Raw genomic sequence first — 16,559 nt, 5'->3', positions numbered from 1 at the left:
CAGCATTTCTCACACTGGCGTGAGAGGGCTTGCGCACCGCCGCATCCTCGGCAATCTGGCCGCAAATCAACGGATTGGACGGACAAGATGACAGAGATCCTGCGCACAGCTGACGTTCTGGCCCGCCGCCTCTTTGAGGCGGGCTGCCGCCACGCCTTTGGCATGCCCGGCGGCGAGGTGCTGACGCTGGTGGATGCGCTGACACGCGCGGGCATCACGTTCCACCTGGCCAAGCATGAAAACTGCGCCGGCTTCATCGGCGAAGGGGTGCATCACGCTGACGGTGCACCGGTCATTCTGGTTGCCACCCTCGGCCCCGGCGCGTTGAACGGCATCAATGTGGTGGCCAATGCGCATCAGGACCGGGTGCCGATGCTGGTGCTGACCGGCTGCGTCGATGCAGCAGAGGAGCAGAGTTACACCCACCAGGTGCTTGACCATCGCGCAGTGTTCACCCCGATCACCAAAGCGACGTTCCGTTTAGACGCCGAAGCTGCCGATCTGATCGCCGACAAAGCGGTCGCCATCGCAACCGAGGCTCGAAACGGCCCGGTGCATATCGATGTGCCGATCTCAGTGGCCGATGCGGCGGCCAGAGATCGCGGCCACCGCCGCGCGCCTGCAAGTGCGGCCGTGCCAAGCGGTGAAGCGCTGGCGCAGGCGCGCTCCTGGCTGGAAACGGCAGAGCGCCCGCTGGCGGTGATCGGCCTCGATGCGCTGCAGGAAAATGCCGGTTCTGCCCTCCGCTCCTTTGTGGAAAAACACCAGATACCGTTCATTACCAGTTACAAGGCCAAGGGGATCATTGCCGAGAACCATCCGCTCTGCCTTGGCGGCGCAGGCCTGTCGCCGCTGGCAGACACACATCTGTTGCCACTGGTGCAGGAGGCCGATCTGGTCCTCTCCATCGGCTATGACCCGATTGAGATGCGCCCCGGCTGGCGCAATGCCTGGGATGTGAAAACCCAGAACGTGATCGACATCGCGCCTGTGGCCAACACCCATTACATGCACCAGGCCGGGCTGAATTTTCTGACCGCCATTGCGCCAACGCTAAAGGCCCTGTCCGATGGCACCGTACCGCGCGAAACCTGGACGAACGGCCGCCCTGCCGCTGTAAAAACAGCCCTGGCCGGCGCCTTCCCCCGTGACGACGCATGGGGTCCGGCGGGCGTCATTGCCGAATGCCGCGCTACCTTGCCGCCGGAAACCCTTGCCACAGCCGACAGCGGTGCGCACCGGATCCTGCTGAGCCAGATGTGGCCATGCCATGAGCCGCGCGGACTGATCCAGTCATCGGCGCTGTGCACCATGGGCTGTGCGGTGCCGATGGCAATCGGACGCAAGCTGGCGCAGCCGGACCACCCCGTGGTCAGCTTCTCAGGCGATGCCGGTTTCCTGATGGTGGCGGGCGAGCTTTCCACCGCGGCGGAACTGGGCCTGGCGCCGATCTTTGTGGTCTTTGCCGATGCCAGCCTGGCGCTGATCGAACTCAAGCAGCGCCAGCGTCAGCTCACCAACAGCGGGGTGGATTTCGCCGCGCATGACTTCGCTGCGATGGGCAGGGCATTCGGAGGCAACGGGGTGACAGTAACCAGCCGCGCGGAACTGCGCGCCGCCCTGCAGGACGCGATGCAGGCAGACACATTCACCGTCATCTCGGCAGTGATCGACCGCGGAGGCTATGATGGGCGGATCTGATCTTCTTCCCCATGGTGCGCTGAAAGGCGTCAAGGTGCTGGACCTCTCCCGCATCCTGGCAGGCCCCACCTGCACCCAGCTTTTGGGCGACCTCGGCGCTACGGTGATCAAGGTGGAGAACCCCAGGACCGGCGGCGACGACACCCGCCAATGGGGTCCGCCGTATGTGACCGATGCGGACGGCAACCAATCCGATCTCTCGGCCTATTTCATGGCCGCCAACCGCAACAAACGCTCGGTTGCCATTGATATCGCTACAGAAGACGGACAGCAGGCAATCCGCCGGCTGGCGGCAGAGGCTGATATCCTGATCGAGAATTTCAAACCCGGCGGGCTGGCAAAATACGGGCTGGATTACGCCAGCCTCAAGGATGATCTGCCGGGCCTGATCTACTGTTCAATCTCCGGCTACGGCCAGACCGGGCCCAACAGCCACAAGCCCGGCTATGACATCATGGCGCAGGGGTTCGGCGGAATCATGTCGCTGACCGGCGAACCTGACGGCCAACCGATGAAGGCAGGCGTTGGCATCGCAGACGTCATGTGCGGAATGTATGCCTGCATCGGTATCCTGTCGGCCCTGCACCACCGCGCAAAGTCAGGCGAAGGCCAGCAGATCGACCTCGCCCTGGTCGATGCGCAGATCGCCTGGCTGATCAACGAAGGCACCGCCTACCTGAACACCGGCCAGATCCCCAAGCGCCGCGGCAATGAGCATCCCAGCATCATGCCCTATGGCGTCTATGAGACCGCGGACGGGCATGTGATCCTGGCGGTGGGCAATGACAGCCAGTTCCAACGCTTTATGGCGTACCTGAAACTGGAAGGCCTGGCCGAGGATCCGCGCTTTGCCACCAACCCGGCCCGGCTGCAGAACCGCGACGCGCTGAACGGGGTCCTGATCCCGTCGGTGCAGCGGTTCACCACACAGGAGGTGCTGGCAGCGATGGAGGCCCGCAAGGTTCCCGCAGGACCGGTTCAGGATCTGGAGACGCTGTTTGCCACTGATCAGGTCGCGGCCCGCAACATGGCCATCGGCATGGACAGCGCGGCCGGCCCGGTCAAACTGCTGGGCAACCCGCTGAATTTCTCGCGCACGCCTGTAACATACCGGCACGCCCCCCCCGCTTGCGGTGAAGGGACAGAGGAGATTCTGGACGCCAGCGACCCCTTTGGGCCAAGCTAAGCACCGCCTTTCGCGGCGGCTTTTCGCCAAGTGTTACAATTTCCGGCAAATCACCGCCAAATCAGCGGTCATTTCGCCGCTCCTTAACCCTTTCGCTTGCAAAAATTTCCCCGGAAATCCTACACATCCGGCGAATTTGACTGTCAGGCACACACAGGCCATCACCAAACCGCGAGCGGGGTTCGCCCGGACCAATCCGATGAACTACTCTTTCATCAGGACACGGAACCCGCGCTTAATTTGAAAAAGATTGGACTCCTATGATGCATGATATTTTCGGCCAAGACAGCAGCCTGACCGATGCAGCGGCGCTGCGGGATTGGAATGCCGTGCAGATGGGCGTTCTGGCGCATGCCGCAGTAACCGCCGATCACCTGGGCGCGGTGCTGAAATCGGCGCCGGAGTTTGCCCTGGCCCATGCCATCAAAGGATTGTCCCTATTGATGCTGGGCCGCCGGGAGCTGCTTCCCACAGCGCAGGACGCCCTGCGCGATGCCAAGGCGCAGTACGAAGGTGCCCTGCCGCGGGAACGCAAATATGTCGATGCGCTGGAAAACTGGCTGGCCGGCCGCCCCAGCCAGGCCATCCGCCGGATGGAAGAGGTGCTGGACATCTTCCCGCAGGACACCCTGGCAATGAAGCTCAGCCATGGCATCCGCTTTATCCTTGGCGACCCCAAAGGCATGCGCGCATCCGTTGAACGGGTGATGCCGGCCTATGCGCCCGACCACGCGGGCCGCGGTTATCTTTTGGGCTGCCACTCCTTTGCGCTGGAGGAAACCGGCGAGTTTGAACGCGCGGCCAATGCCGGCCGCCAGGCGCTGTGGATGGCGCCGGATGATGCCTGGGGCCTGCATGCGGTGGCGCATGTGCATGACATGACCGGCAATGCCAAGTCGGGGCTGGAATGGCTGCACGGCCGCGAAGAGGCCTGGGCCCATTGCAACAACTTCCGCTATCACGTCTGGTGGCACAAGGCGCTGATGCATCTGGACCTGGGCCAGATGGACGAAGCACTTGCGCTGTACGACACCGAGGTGCGCAAGGACAAAACCGACGATTACCGCGACATCTCCAACGCCACCTCATTGCTGGTGCGGCTGGAGCTGGAAGGCGTCGATGCCGGCAGCCGCTGGGAAGAATTGTCGGACCTTTGCGCCAACCGGACCGAGGACGGCAGCTTGATTTTCGCAGACCTGCATTACCTGCTGGCCCTCACCGGCCACCGCAAGGAAGACGCCCGCAAGCTGGTTCAGCGCATTCATGCCGACGCCAAACAGGGCGGCTCCGAAGCCTGCGCCCGCATGGGTGATCCGGGCTGCGCTGCGGCTGACGGGCTGGAAGCCTTTGGCGACGGCAATTACAAATCCGCCTTCAGCCATCTTGCGTCCGCCCGCGGCAGCATGCAGCTGGCCGGCGGCAGCCACGCGCAACGCGATGTTTTTGAACGCATTACCATAGACGCGGGAATCCGCTCAGGCCAGCTTGACGCGGTCGAGGCAATCCTGGATGACCGCCGTGCCAAGCGCGGCGGCGCCGAGGACAATTACGCGCTTGCCCGCCGCACCCTGATCGCCGAAGGCCGGAACTCTCCCGGTGCTGCTAGCGTTCCTGCTGAATAAGACCTTCAAGGACCAAAAACACAAATGTCCAGCGTTGCGCCCTTCCCCGGGCCTCAGAACGATCCCGGCGTCGCCAACCGCGCAGCCCCCCCGCCGCAAGCGGCACAGCCGCGTGTGCGCGACCCGCGGCTCGACTTCTACCGTGGCATTGCCATGTTCATCATCCTGGCCGCCCACATCCCGGGCAACCGCTGGACCGGCTGGATTCCGGCCCGTTTCGGGTTCTCGGACGCAACCGAGATCTTTGTATTCTGCTCCGGCATGGCCTCGGCCATTGCCTTTGGCGGCTCTTTCGCCAAACAAGGCTGGTGGCTGGGCACCGCCCGCGTTGCATTTCGCTGCTGGCAGGTGTTCTGGGCGCATATCGGCCTGTTTGTGTTCATTGCCGTCTCCATGGCTGCCATCGACCTCTATGGCGGGTTCGAGAAGAGCTATGTGAACTCTCTGAATCTTGGCCATTTCTTCAAGGATCCGATGACCCAGCTGGTCGGTCTGTTCACCCTCACCTATGTGCCGAACTACTTTGACATCCTGCCGATGTATCTGGTGGTTCTGATGCTGATGCCGGTGATGATGGGTCTGGAAAAGATCGGTCTTTGGGCTGTGGCCGCTGTATCGGTGCTGATCTGGCTGACCGCCAACCCCTATATGATCGGTCTGGGCCCTGATGGTGTGTCGCTGCCCGCAGAACCCTGGTCGGAACGCGAATGGTTCTTTAATCCCTTCGGCTGGCAGCTGCTGTTTTTCACTGGTTTTGCCTTTATGAAAGGCTGGCTGCCGAAGCCGCCGGTGTCCAAAGTGCTGATCGTGCTGGCCGCTGCCTTTCTGATCCTGTCGGCGCCTTATGGCTCGTGGAAAGTCTTCACCTGGGTCAAATCCGCCAGCCCCGAATTGGCCGACCTGATCAAGCCGGGCCGCGATGCCATCGGCGAATGGCGCGAGAAAACCGACTTTGGCCTGCTGCGCTATGCCCATTTCCTGGCGCTGGCCTATCTGGGCTGGGTCGCTGCAGGCGAAGGCGGCAAACGGCTGATCGCCAACGGCAGTTCCGCTGCTGCGCGGATCTGGGCGGTTCTGCTGCAGGTCATCACCAAAGTCGGCCAGCAATCGCTTGCGGTGTTTGTATTCTCGATGGCACTGGCGCGTTTCATCGGCTTTGCGCTTGACCATACGGACCGCGCGGTTATGACCACGGCATTCGCCAATCTGTTTGGTTTTTTCCTAATCATTGGTTGCGCTTACGGCGCTGCCTGGTTCAAGTCCCAGCCATGGAGAGCCAAGAAATGAGCTCTTTCACCCGACGTTCCTTTCTGGCTGCCGCACTTGGCAGCACCGCGCTTGCCGCATTGCCGTCTGTGGCACGCGAGGCCATGCCCTTTACCCGCGATGTTGTCGTGGCCAAGGCCCGTGCACTGGCCGCCAAACCCTTTGCTGAGCGCCCGATGGTGCCGCAGGATTGGCTGGACCAGTCATATGACGATTATAAATCCCGCTGGTTCCGCACCAAGGACGCGCTGTGGGCGGGGACCGACCGCAGCTATAACGTCGATTTCTTCCTGCCCGGCCTTTATTTCCCGCGCGCCGTTCAGGTGAACACGGTGGCAAACGGCATGGCTGAGCGGATCGGCTTTGACCTGTCGCTGTTTGACAAAAACGACAAGGCGCCGGATCTGACGACCGAGGGTGATCTGGGCTATTCCGGCCTGCGCCTGCGCACCGAGCAGGCCGAACCCGGCCAGAAAACCGAATTCTGCGTCTTTCAGGGCGCCAGCTATTTCCGCGCCATCGGCACCGGCAACGCCTATGGGCTCTCGGCCCGCGGCCTGGCGCTGAAAACCGCCGATCCCGAGGGTGAGGAATTCCCCGAATTCACCGAGTTCTGGCTTGAGGCCCCTGCCCCCGGCCAGCGCTCGATGGTGGTGCATGCGCTGATGGATTCGCCCTCCGTGACCGGCGCCTACCGGTTCACCATCACCCCCGGCAGCAGCGCGGTGATGGATGTGGAGGCAACCCTGTTCGCCCGCGAGGAGCTGAGCCACGCAGGCCTTGCGCCGCTCACCTCGATGTTCCTGTTCGACGCCACCAACCGCAATCGTTTCGATGATTTCCGCCCGGCGGTGCATGACAGCGACGGGCTGCTGGTGCTGAATGGCAATGGCGAGACTCTGTGGCGGCCGCTGGCCAATCCGACCCGTCTGCAGGTCTCGTCCTTTGTCGATGAAAACCCGCAAGGCTTTGGCCTGATGCAGCGCCCGCGCAGATTGTCGGAGTTCAACGACCTGGAAGCCTTTTATCACAACCGCCCCTGCCTGTGGGTCGAACCCAAGGAAGACTGGGGCAAAGGCGCCGTCACCCTGGTTGAGATCCCGGCGGACAAGGAAATCTACGACAATATCGTCGCCTACTGGCGCCCGCGCGAGCCCTATGCCGCCGGATCCGAGGTGAACCTGAATTACCGTCTCACCTGGGGCGAAGAGCCGGTGCTATCGATGCCGCGGGTGATCGACACCGCCGAGGGCGCACGGATCTTTGGCGGGCCAGGCCGGATCATGACCATCGATTTCGATGCCCACCCGTTGTTTGACGGCGGCCCGGACACTCTTGACGTCCATATCCACTCTCCCCATGTGGCGACCAGCGAAGGCGTGCTGCAGCACAACCCCGAAACCGGCGGTCTGCGGCTGGCCTTCTATTTTGATCCCGGTGAGCGGGATCACGTTGAACTGCGCGCCCAGCTCAGGAAGGACGGCAATGCCGCTTCCGAGGTCTGGCTATACAGGTGGACCGCATGACTGCATGTGATCTGATGCCCCCGGAACAGCCGCTGGCGATGCCGGAACAGGATTTCAGCAAGGACTTTCACGATGCCGAAGCCCCCGGCGGTGCCGCGCCGCGCCAGGTGGCGTTGTGGCGGCTTCTGGCCTTCTCGCCGGCAATGCTGGCAACCGGCGTTCTGACCTGGGTGATGCGGGGCTGGTTTACGGCTGACGGGTTTTCGCTGCTGGAGCTGATCCTGCTGGCGCTGATCGCCTTCAACTTCTTCTGGATCGCCTTTACCGTCTCGACCGTGTTGCTGGGCCTTTACGGTCTGTCCCGCCGGGAAAAGACCGTGGCCCGCGGCGCGGCCCGCCCGATGAAGGTGGCGCTCTTGATGCCGGTCTACAACGAGGTGCCGTGGTACGTGCTGGGCAACGCCCAGACCATGCTGCAGGAACTTCATGGCCGCGGCGGTCAGCATGAATATGCGATGTTCATCCTGTCCGACACCCGCAACGACGCCATTGCCGCACAGGAGCGCGCCAGTGTCGAGGCGCTGCGCAGCATGCTGCCGGAAGGCACTGAACTGTATTACCGCCGCCGCGCCGACAATGAGGGCCGCAAGGTCGGCAATATTTCTGACTGGGTGCGCCGCTGGGGCGCTGATTACGAGGCGATGCTGGTGCTGGACGCCGACAGCCTGATGACCGGCCGCGCCATTGCCCGGCTGGCCGATGCCCTGGCCCGCGATCCCGGCGCCGGCCTGATCCAAAGCTACCCGCAGCTGATCGGCGCCCAGTCGGTCTTTGGCCGCATGCAACAGTTCGCCAATGGTGTCTATGGCCTCGCCCTGGCCGAAGGGCTGGCCCGCTGGGCAGGTCACGAGGGCAACTATTGGGGCCATAACGCGATCATACGCACCCGCGCCTTTGCCGCCTGCGCCGGCTTGCCGCTGCTGCGTTCGCGCTTTGGCGGCGGCGACAAGCTGATCATGAGCCATGATTTTGTCGAGGCAGGCCTGTTGCGCCGCGCGGGCTGGTCGGTGCGTTTTCTGCCCCGCATCCGCGGATCATACGAGGAAACCCCGGCCACCCTGATCGACCACATCCTGCGCGACCGCCGCTGGTGCCAGGGCAACCTGCAGCACCTGAACCTGCTGCACGCCAAGGGTTTCCGGGCGATCTCGCGCTTTCACCTGTTTGCCGGCGCCATCGGCTATCTGATGGCACCGGTGTGGTTTGCGCTGCTGGTGCTCTGGGCCATTATCGGCCGCAGCGACGAGGCCTCGGTGATCAGCTACTTCAGCGAGGCCAACCCGTTCCGCCCCAGCTGGCCGGATATGTCGGAACCCAAACACGTGCTGGTGATCATTCTGATCTACGCGATGCTGCTGGCGCCCAAGATGCTGGCCGCAACGGCGCTGCCGCTGACCGGCAGCCGGTTCTCGGAATACGGCGGTCCAGTGCATTTTGCGCTGTCCTTTGTCTCCGAGGTCCTGCTGGCAATCCTCTATGCGCCGATCCTGATGGTACAGCAGATGATCGCGGTGTTCCGTACCGCCTTAGGCTTGCAGCGCGGCTGGGAACCGCAGGCCCGCGACGGCGGCAGCTATTCATTGCGCACGCTGATCACCTGCCATGCGCTGGAAACCGTCAGCGGGTTGGCGCTCTGGGCCGGGATCCTCAGCGGCACCGTATCGCTGTGGCTGGCGCCGATTGCGCTGTCGCTGGTGCTGGCAGTGCCGCTGTCGGCACTGTCCGGGGTGAAGACCGTGAACCGCATCCGCAACTGGATGGCCACGCGCGAGGAATTCACCGAACCCCAGATCACCCGTGCCGCCCGCGTTGCGCGGGCTGACCTGAAGGCCCTGCTGGAAGGCAGCACCGCCCGCGGTACTCCGGCGGAATAAACCCGCACGTCAGCGGGGCGCTCCCGCCACCGAAGGATCCCCGGCTGCGCCGGGACACCCTTGACGGTCTTGGGCCAAGCGCCGCGCCGGCGCGCGGCGCGGTTGCGCAAGTACCCGCCGCTATCCTCAAAAATGCCGGCCTCGCGGCGGCATGCAACAGCAGCGCGCCCGCAGGGCGCGCTGCCTGGCCCAACGCTTTGATGGAAATCTTTGATTTCGATTACAGGGGCGGGAGCGCTCCGTTCGTTACAGCCCCCAAGCGTCAGCGCACTGCCGGTTCATCTTCGAACCATTCGGCCATCAAGCCCGCCCAGGTTTCGGGCACAGTATGGCCGCCGTCAAACAACACCAGTTCGATCTCCGCCCCCGGCCCGCAATCCCAGCGGCGGTGCATCAGGCTGTCCGCGCTCCAAGCCTTGACCGGCGCGTGCGACGCGCAGCCGTTCGCCTCGCGCCAAACCTCAAGCCCGGCAAAGACATCGCCCTGCTCCCAGCGCCCGCCGCCAAGGATACGCCCCTCCAGCGGCACCACCTCATCGCGCCAGCCGTGGGTTTGCAACAGGCGCACCGGCCCCTCGCAGGTCTCAGGCTGCGGCCGCCAGAATGCACCGGAGACCGGCGCATAAGCAGCAAAGGCTGCCGGATCGCTGCAGGCCAGGTAATGCACCATAAAGGCACCCGCTGAGAACCCTGCGAGAACCGTCTGCGCAGAGGATGTGCCAAACCGTTCCGAGGCATCTGTCAGCACAGACGCAAAAAACGCTCCCTCATCCCGGCCTTCGGTGAACGGCCCGAAGCCCCAGGACTGCGGACCGCTGCCGCCGCGTTTGCGCCCCTCAGGTGCAATCACCGCATAGCCGCGCGCAGTCAGCCCTTCGGACAGCGCCCTGTTGCGCATCACCTGCGCGCCGCTGCCGCCGTAGCCATGCAAGAACATCACCACAGGCGGCGGGGTGTTCGCATCAGCGGGCAGCGCGATGTGATACGCGCCATCCGCAACCTCACAAGCGCCGGCCTCTGAACCGCAGGCAGCAACTGCCGCGCCGCCCCACGCCGCAGACAGCAGCGCTGCGGCTGCGCCTGTTTTCCAAGTCTTCATCATCCCTCCCATCGCGCCACCGGCAGATTGGCGGCAATCCAGCCTGGTCCTGCACCGGATCCCAGCATGCCTTCGGGCACGTCAAACACATTGCTGAATCCCGCCCGCGCCAGAGCCAGCGTCAGCCGGGCCGACCGCACGCCACGGGCGCAGATCAGCGCCACAGGCAAAGCACGGTCCGGCCCCGCCGCGGTTTGCAGGGCTGCGATAAAGTCGTCGCGGCGCATGTCGATCTGAAGGCTGCCCACCGGCACCCCCGAGGCGCGCCATTCCTGCGGCGTGCGGATATCCACCAAGGTAATCTCCCCGGCCTGCGCCTGGGCAAAGGCCTCGGCTACGGTCAGCCGCGGGTGATCATGGTCCGGAGGCTGCCTGCGTTGCCACCAGATCCCCGCACCAGCCGCCGCTGCAATACCGCCGAGCAGCGCCAGCCGGCGGGACACTCCGCGTTTACCTGTGTTTTCCTGCGCCGCCATCCCGCCGCTTTCCTTTCAATCCGACCGCCCGCTGACTGCCCGGACCCGGGCCCTAGCCCCAAGACCTAGCAGGCCATGAGGCCGCAATCACCAGAAACAGGCCAATACCGCCGGTCAAGTTCTTGTTATTGGACGGACACTGCCCAATTATGGCCCTAACGAGCGTAAGATTCCCGTCTCTGGCTGCGTCATTATTACCGCATCCGGGCCGGCGGGGGTGGTTCTGGGCAAGAAAATTGCTTAGCACTGGTCCAAAAACGACGCGCCAACCCGACAGGAGACCTGCACGTGTCCCTATTCCTGATTGCGGCCCTGCCCTTTCTCGGAGCCGTCTTCCCAGCGCTTTTGATCCGCGCGGGACGCAATGCGGCAGCCTCAGCCGCCGGGCTTACCACCCTGCTCGCCTTCATCGGGCTGATGCTGCATATCCCGGCCGTGTTCCGCGGCGAAACCATTCATGCCTCTGCCAGCTGGCTGCCCGCACTGGGGCTGAATGCCAATTTCTTTCTTGACGGGCTGGGCTTCCTGTTTGCGGCAATGATCCTGGGCATCGGCCTGCTGATCATCCTTTACGCCCGGTTCTACCTGTCGCGCGAAGACCCGATGGGCCAGTTCTACAGCTATCTGCTGCTGTTCCAGGGCGCGATGGTTGGTATCGTTCTGTCCGATAACATTCTGCTTTTGCTGGTGTTCTGGGAGCTGACCTCGCTCAGCTCCTTCCTGCTCATTGGCTATTGGAAACACCTGCCCGAAGGCCGCCAGGGCGCGCGGATGGCGCTGACAGTCACCGGCTCCGGCGGGCTGGCGATGATTGCGGGCATGCTGATCCTGGGCCATATCGCAGGTTCTTATGACCTGAGCGTCATTCTGCAAAACAAAGACGCCATTCAATCCTCGCCGCTGTATCTGCCCGCGCTGATCCTGATCCTGCTGGGCGCCTTCACCAAATCGGCGCAGTTCCCGTTCCATTTCTGGCTGCCGCATGCGATGGCAGCACCCACGCCCGTCTCGGCCTATTTGCACTCTGCCACCATGGTGAAGGCCGGGCTGTTTCTGATGGCCCGCATGTGGCCCGTCCTCGCCGGCACGCCGGAATGGTTCTATATCGTTGCCACCACCGGCCTTGTCACCATGCTGCTGGGCGCGGTGATTGCGCTGTTCAAGGATGACCTCAAGGCGCTATTGGCGTTCTCCACCGTCAGCCACCTGGGCCTGATCACCATGCTCTTGGGCTTTGGCACCAAGATCGCCGCAGTGGCGGCCGTGTTCCACATCATCAACCACGCCACCTTCAAGGCGGCGCTGTTCATGACCGCGGGCATTGTCGATCACGAGGCCGGCACCCGCGACATCAAACGCCTTGGCGGATTGCGGCATCTGATGCCGGTCACCTTCACCATCGGCATGGTCGCGGCGCTGTCGATGGCCGGCATCCCGCCCTTGAACGGTTTCCTGTCCAAGGAAATGATGCTCGAGGAAGCCGCCCATACCGTCTGGAACGGCTCGCATCTGGTGATCCCTGCGCTGGCCTCCGTGGCGGCGCTGTTCTCTGCCGCCTATTCCTTCCGCTTCATTGCGCATGTCTTCTTCGGCCCCAAGCGCGACGACTATCCCGCACACCCGCATGACCCCAACTCCGGCATGTGGATGGGGCCTGCCTTTCTGGTGGTGCTGGTAGTGCTGATCGGCCTGGCTTCGGCCAAGATCGCAGGTCCGATGGTCGCCACTGCCGCCAGCGCGGTGATCGGCGGCGAGAAACTGCCCTATTACTCGCTCAAACTGTGGCACGGGCTGACTCCGGCGCTGTACATGTCCCTTTTTGCCGTGCTGGGCGGCGCGGTGCTGCTGGCGCTGCACAGGCCGCTGGAGCGGATCTGGAACGCCCTGCCCCGCCCCGAGGCCAAGGTCATTTTCGACGCCCTTATCGATGCCTTTACCCGCCTGGGCCAAGGCGTGACCGAAGGGCTGCACAATGGCAACCTGACCCGCTATGCCGCAGTCATGGTCACCTTTACTGTTGCCATCGCCTTTTACGCCTATCAGGGCGGCACACTGGGTGCGGCCACGCGTGAGCTGCAGAAGCCGGGCCTGCTGCCCGTGCTCGGCTGGTTCGCGCTGGTTGTGGCGACGCTGTTCATCGTCGCCAAACACCGCAACCGCCTGTTGTCGCTGGTGCTGATCGGCGTTGTGGGTCTGGTTGTCTCAATGTCGTTCAATTACCTCTCGGCGCCTGATCTGGCACTGACCCAGATTTCGGTCGAGGTGGTGACGATCATCCTGATGCTGCTGGCGCTGAATTTCATGCCCAAGGAAACCCCGGTTGAAACCCCGGCCCTGACCCGCATCCGCGATGGTGCGATATCTGTGGTCGCCGGGCTGGGTGCCGGCGGGCTGATCTATGCGCTCTTGATGCGCGATTTTGCCTTTCCGACCATTTCGGATTTCCACCTCGCCAATTCCTACAAGGGCGGCGGCGGAACCAATGTGGTGAACGTGATCCTGGTCGATTTCCGCGGCTATGACACCTTTGGCGAGATCATCGTGCTGGGCATCGCCGCCATGGTGATCTTTGCCCTGACCGAAGCGGTTTTGAACAGCCGTGTGCGCGCCCATCTTCTGAACCGCAAGCCCGACCTGCCGCAGGCCGGCGACGCGCATCCGCTGATGATGGTGGTGGCAACGCGGGTGATAATGCCGCTGGCGCTGATGGTGGCGGCCTATATCTTTTTCCGCGGCCACAACCTGCCGGGCGGCGGCTTTATCGCCGGGCTGATCGCGGCAATTGCGATCATCATGCAGTATATGGCGTCGGGCTTTGCCTGGGCCACTGAACGCCAGCGCTATCCCTATCACGCCATCATCGGTTCGGGTGTGCTGATTGCCGCCGCCACCGGCATGGGCGCCTGGTTCAACGGCATGCCCTTCCTGACCAGCGATTTCGGCTACCTGCACTGGCCGCCGCTGGAGGAATTCGAATGGGCCACAGCCGCCCTGTTCGACCTGGGCGTCTTCCTGGCGGTGGTTGGCGCGGTGCTGCTGGCACTGGAAAGCCTGTCGCGCTTTGCCTGGCAGCCAGGGATGAGCACGGAACACGCGATGGACATCAACCCGGCGCGCGATGACGCGGACAAGACCGGGACGGAGGGATAGATATGGAACTTCTCGTCGCCTCTGCCGTCGGCATCCTGACCGCGGCCGGCATCTACCTGATCCTGCGCCGCCGCAGCTTCCCGGTGATCCTGGGCCTGTCGCTGATCACTTATGCGGTCAATGTCTTCCTGTTCGCCACCGGGCGGCTGGCAACCGGCGCGCCGCCGATCCTCAACAAATACGAGGAGGTCGCCTATACCGATCCGCTGCCGCAGGCGCTGGTGCTGACCGCCATCGTGATCTCCTTCGGCATGACAGCCGTTGTGGTAATGATCGCGCTGGGGGCCTATCTGTCGTCCCGTGATGACAGCACCGCCATGCCGGTTGAACCCGAAGGCGCAGGAGACGACGCATGATCGACCATCTTCTGATTGCGCCGGTGGTGCTGCCTGCCCTGGTGGCGCCGTTCATCATCATGGCGGTGCGCCACCATCTGGACCTGCAGCGGATCTTTTCGCTGGCCAGCGTGGTGCTGCTGGCCGCCGTGTCGCTGACCCTGGCCGCCCAGACATTGGACGGCACCGTCAAGGTCTATGAGCTGGGCGACTGGCCAGCGCCCTTTGGCATTGTGCTGGTGCTGGACCGGCTGTCGGCAATGATGATCGTGCTGACCTCACTGCTGGCGCTGCCGGTCCTGCTCTATGCCATCGGCTCCGGCTGGGACACCCGCGGAGCCAACTTCCACGCGCTGTTCCAATTCCAGCTGATGGGCATCATGGGCGCATTCCTGACCGGCGACGCCTTCAACCTGTTTGTGTTCTTCGAGGTGCTGCTGATCGCCTCCTATGGCCTGATGATCCACTCCGGCGGCACCCGGCGGTTTCAGGCCGGGGTGCAGTATGTGGTGTTCAACCTGCTTGGCTCCACCCTGTTCCTGTTTGCGCTTGGCACGCTGTATTCGGTGACCGGCACCCTGAACATGGCCGACCTCGCCGTAAAGGTCGCCCAGATCCCGGCTGAGGATACCGCCCTGCTGCGCGTTGGTGCTGTGATGCTGCTGCTGGTCTTTGCCATCAAGGCGTCGCTGCTGCCGCTGCATTTCTGGCTGCCCTCGGCCTATGCCAATGCGCCGATGCCGGTGGCGGCCCTGTTTGCCATCATGACCAAGGTCGGCGCCTATTCGATCCTGCGTATGTACACGCTGATTTTCGGCCCCGAGGTTCAGGCCACCGCCGGCCTGACCGAGTCCTGGCTGCTGCCCGCCGCCCTGCTGACCCTTGGCGCCGGCGCCATCGGTGTTCTCGGCTCCAAGAAGCTGGGCCGGCTGGCGGCCTTTGGCGCCATCGCCTCGATGGGCACGCTGCTGATCGCCATTTCGCTGTTCACCCAGACCGCCGCGGCAGCGGCGCTGTACTATCTGGTGCATTCCACCCTGGCTGCGGCGCTCTTGTTCCTGGTTGCTGATCTGGTGATGGAACGGCAGGGCCAATGGATCCTGCCGCAGCTGCCGATGCCGCAGACCGGGCTGATCTCGGCGCTGTTCTTTGCCGCCGCCATCGCGCTTGCGGGCATGCCGCCGCTGTCGGGTTTCCTTGGTAAACTGCTGGTGCTGGACGCCACCCGCGGCGTGGATCTGGCGCCGTGGATCTGGGCCGTGATCCTGATGGGGTCGCTGATCACCATTATCGGCATGGCCCGCGCCGGCTCGCTGCTGTTCTGGAAAGGCCACGGCCTGCCGCCGCAGGACATTGATACCAGCGCCGAACCGCCACTGGATAACCTGGCCGCAAGACCGGCGCAGCTGCCCTTTGTCGCCTGTTTCGGCCTGCTGGGCGGGCTCATTGCCCTTACCGTATTCGCAGGCCCCGCCACCCGCTATGCCGAGGCAACGGCAGCCCAGCTCTTTACGCCAACAGCCTATATCGACACCGTGCTGGGGAGGACGGCAGAATGAAACTGATCCGGCGGCTGTTCCCGCACCCCCTGCTCACGCTTCTGCTGACCGTCACCTGGCTCTTGCTGGTCAATGGCTGGTCGCTGAATTCGCTGGTCTTTGGCCTTCTGCTGGGCGTGCTGATCCCGTTTGTGACCCAGCCCTACTGGCCCAACCGGCCCAAGCTGCGCCGCCCGCTGAAGATCGCGGAATACATCCTGGTGGTGCTGCTGGACATTGTGCAGGCCAATATCATCGTGGCCCGCATCGTGCTGTTCAAACCCAATGCAGACCGCCGCCCCAACTGGATCACCGTCCCGCTGGACCTGAAAACACCCGAGGCAATCACCGCCCTTGCAGGCACCATCACCATGACGCCGGGCACCCTGTCGGCGGATGTCTCGGACGAGGGCCACGCCCTCTTGGTCCACTGCCTGGATGCTCCCAACCCGGACGCGGTGCGGGACGAGATCAAACAGCGCTACGAGCGCCGGCTGATGGAGATTTTCGAATGATCGAAAGTGCTGCCACCTTTGCCTTTGCCTGCTTTGCCCTGGCGATGCTGATGAACCTGTGGAAGGTCGTCACCGCGCCGGACGTGGCCGACCGCATCCTGGCGCTGGACACCATGTTCATCAACGCCATCGCACTGATGGTGCTCTACGGAATGGCGCTGGGGAGCGAGATTTTCTTTGAGGCCGCCATGATCATCGCCATGCTTGGCTTTGTCTCCACCGTGGCCTACGCGCGCTTTATCCTGCGCGGCAATATCATCGAGTGAGGGTG

Annotated in this window: 13 protein-coding genes; 11 read left to right on the top strand and 2 right to left on the bottom strand. The window is 63.5% G+C overall.

The features are described from left to right. Positions 1-87: 87 nt before the first annotated feature. The 6 genes from ETW24_RS08395 to mdoH all read left to right on the top strand — a co-directional run bounded on the left by ETW24_RS08395 (position 88) and on the right by mdoH (position 9,175). A complete protein-coding gene (locus ETW24_RS08395; protein WP_129370608.1) occupies positions 88-1,701 on the top strand; it encodes a thiamine pyrophosphate-binding protein in 1,614 nt (537 codons plus the stop codon). Next, positions 1,688-2,887 carry a CaiB/BaiF CoA transferase family protein gene (locus ETW24_RS08390; RefSeq protein WP_441328132.1) on the top strand — a complete coding sequence of 400 codons (1,200 nt, stop codon included), beginning with the start codon at positions 1,688-1,690 and terminating at the stop codon, positions 2,885-2,887. Before ETW24_RS08395 ends, ETW24_RS08390 begins: the two co-directional genes overlap by 14 nt. A gap of 260 nt (positions 2,888-3,147) precedes the next feature. Further along, positions 3,148-4,509: a tetratricopeptide repeat protein gene (locus ETW24_RS08385; protein ID WP_129370606.1), complete on the top strand. Its 1,362-nt coding sequence runs from the start codon at positions 3,148-3,150 to the stop codon at positions 4,507-4,509. 24 nt (positions 4,510-4,533) lie between these two features. Beyond that, a complete protein-coding gene (locus tag ETW24_RS08380; RefSeq protein WP_129370605.1) occupies positions 4,534-5,796 on the top strand; it encodes an OpgC family protein in 1,263 nt (420 codons plus the stop codon). Further along, entirely contained in the window at positions 5,793-7,301 is a 1,509-nt protein-coding gene (locus tag ETW24_RS08375; RefSeq protein WP_129370604.1) for a glucan biosynthesis protein, read from the top strand. Before ETW24_RS08380 ends, ETW24_RS08375 begins: the two co-directional genes overlap by 4 nt. Then, the gene (mdoH, locus tag ETW24_RS08370) at positions 7,298-9,175 is read left to right on the top strand and encodes a glucans biosynthesis glucosyltransferase MdoH (protein WP_129370603.1); all 1,878 of its coding nucleotides are present in this window, start codon (positions 7,298-7,300) and stop codon (positions 9,173-9,175) included. Before ETW24_RS08375 ends, mdoH begins: the two co-directional genes overlap by 4 nt. 262 nt (positions 9,176-9,437) lie before the next feature. Here the strand turns inward: mdoH and ETW24_RS08365 are convergent, their stop codons facing one another. Beyond that, positions 9,438-10,274, bottom strand: coding sequence for a PHB depolymerase family esterase (locus ETW24_RS08365; RefSeq protein WP_368075952.1), 837 nt, complete (start codon positions 10,272-10,274; stop codon positions 9,438-9,440). Continuing rightward, positions 10,274-10,750, bottom strand: a complete 477-nt coding sequence (locus ETW24_RS08360) for a rhodanese-like domain-containing protein (RefSeq protein WP_129370601.1) — start codon at positions 10,748-10,750, stop codon at positions 10,274-10,276. The genes ETW24_RS08365 and ETW24_RS08360 overlap by 1 nt, the downstream gene beginning before the upstream one ends. A 288-nt stretch (positions 10,751-11,038) precedes the next feature. Here ETW24_RS08360 and ETW24_RS08355 point away from each other — a divergent pair, with 288 nt between their 5' ends. Genes ETW24_RS08355 through ETW24_RS08335 form a run of 5 tightly spaced genes read left to right on the top strand, consistent with a single transcriptional unit; the run spans position 11,039 to position 16,554 of the window. After that, complete coding sequence (locus tag ETW24_RS08355; protein WP_129370600.1) at positions 11,039-13,900, top strand: monovalent cation/H+ antiporter subunit A; 2,862 nt, start codon at positions 11,039-11,041, stop codon at positions 13,898-13,900. Between the two features lie 2 nt (positions 13,901-13,902). Next, entirely contained in the window at positions 13,903-14,256 is a 354-nt protein-coding gene (locus ETW24_RS08350; RefSeq protein ID WP_129370599.1) for a Na+/H+ antiporter subunit C, read from the top strand. Continuing rightward, positions 14,256-15,794 (top strand): monovalent cation/H+ antiporter subunit D, encoded by a 1,539-nt coding sequence (locus tag ETW24_RS08345; RefSeq protein ID WP_129372879.1) that lies wholly within the window; start codon positions 14,256-14,258, stop codon positions 15,792-15,794. Before ETW24_RS08350 ends, ETW24_RS08345 begins: the two co-directional genes overlap by 1 nt. After that, positions 15,791-16,288 carry a Na+/H+ antiporter subunit E gene (locus ETW24_RS08340; protein ID WP_129370598.1) on the top strand — a complete coding sequence of 166 codons (498 nt, stop codon included), beginning with the start codon at positions 15,791-15,793 and terminating at the stop codon, positions 16,286-16,288. The genes ETW24_RS08345 and ETW24_RS08340 overlap by 4 nt, the downstream gene beginning before the upstream one ends. Further along, complete coding sequence (locus ETW24_RS08335; RefSeq protein WP_027259298.1) at positions 16,285-16,554, top strand: K+/H+ antiporter subunit F; 270 nt, start codon at positions 16,285-16,287, stop codon at positions 16,552-16,554. Before ETW24_RS08340 ends, ETW24_RS08335 begins: the two co-directional genes overlap by 4 nt. The last annotated feature ends 5 nt before the right edge of the window (positions 16,555-16,559 follow it).

It is taken from the genome of Leisingera sp. NJS204, from assembly GCF_004123675.1.
Lineage (GTDB): Bacteria > Pseudomonadota > Alphaproteobacteria > Rhodobacterales > Rhodobacteraceae > Leisingera.
The sequence above is the reverse complement of the archived record's forward strand: the minus strand, read 5'-3'. Positions and strand labels throughout refer to the sequence as shown.

What these genes read in the sequence shown, in the direction of transcription:
- ETW24_RS08395 (WP_129370608.1), top strand. Translation starts at nt 88, where the DNA reads ATGACAGAGATCCTGCGCACAGCTGACGTTCTGGCCCGCCGCCTCTTT.
- ETW24_RS08375 (WP_129370604.1), top strand. Translation starts at nt 5,793, where the DNA reads ATGAGCTCTTTCACCCGACGTTCCTTTCTGGCTGCCGCACTTGGCAGC.
- ETW24_RS08360 (WP_129370601.1), bottom strand. Translation starts at nt 10,750, where the DNA reads ATGGCGGCGCAGGAAAACACAGGTAAACGCGGAGTGTCCCGCCGGCTG.
- ETW24_RS08340 (WP_129370598.1), top strand. Translation starts at nt 15,791, where the DNA reads ATGAAACTGATCCGGCGGCTGTTCCCGCACCCCCTGCTCACGCTTCTG.
- mdoH (WP_129370603.1), top strand. Translation starts at nt 7,298, where the DNA reads ATGACTGCATGTGATCTGATGCCCCCGGAACAGCCGCTGGCGATGCCG.
- ETW24_RS08380 (WP_129370605.1), top strand. Translation starts at nt 4,534, where the DNA reads ATGTCCAGCGTTGCGCCCTTCCCCGGGCCTCAGAACGATCCCGGCGTC.
- ETW24_RS08385 (WP_129370606.1), top strand. Translation starts at nt 3,148, where the DNA reads ATGATGCATGATATTTTCGGCCAAGACAGCAGCCTGACCGATGCAGCG.
- ETW24_RS08390 (WP_441328132.1), top strand. Translation starts at nt 1,688, where the DNA reads ATGGGCGGATCTGATCTTCTTCCCCATGGTGCGCTGAAAGGCGTCAAG.
- ETW24_RS08350 (WP_129370599.1), top strand. Translation starts at nt 13,903, where the DNA reads ATGGAACTTCTCGTCGCCTCTGCCGTCGGCATCCTGACCGCGGCCGGC.
- ETW24_RS08335 (WP_027259298.1), top strand. Translation starts at nt 16,285, where the DNA reads ATGATCGAAAGTGCTGCCACCTTTGCCTTTGCCTGCTTTGCCCTGGCG.
- ETW24_RS08365 (WP_368075952.1), bottom strand. Translation starts at nt 10,274, where the DNA reads ATGAAGACTTGGAAAACAGGCGCAGCCGCAGCGCTGCTGTCTGCGGCG.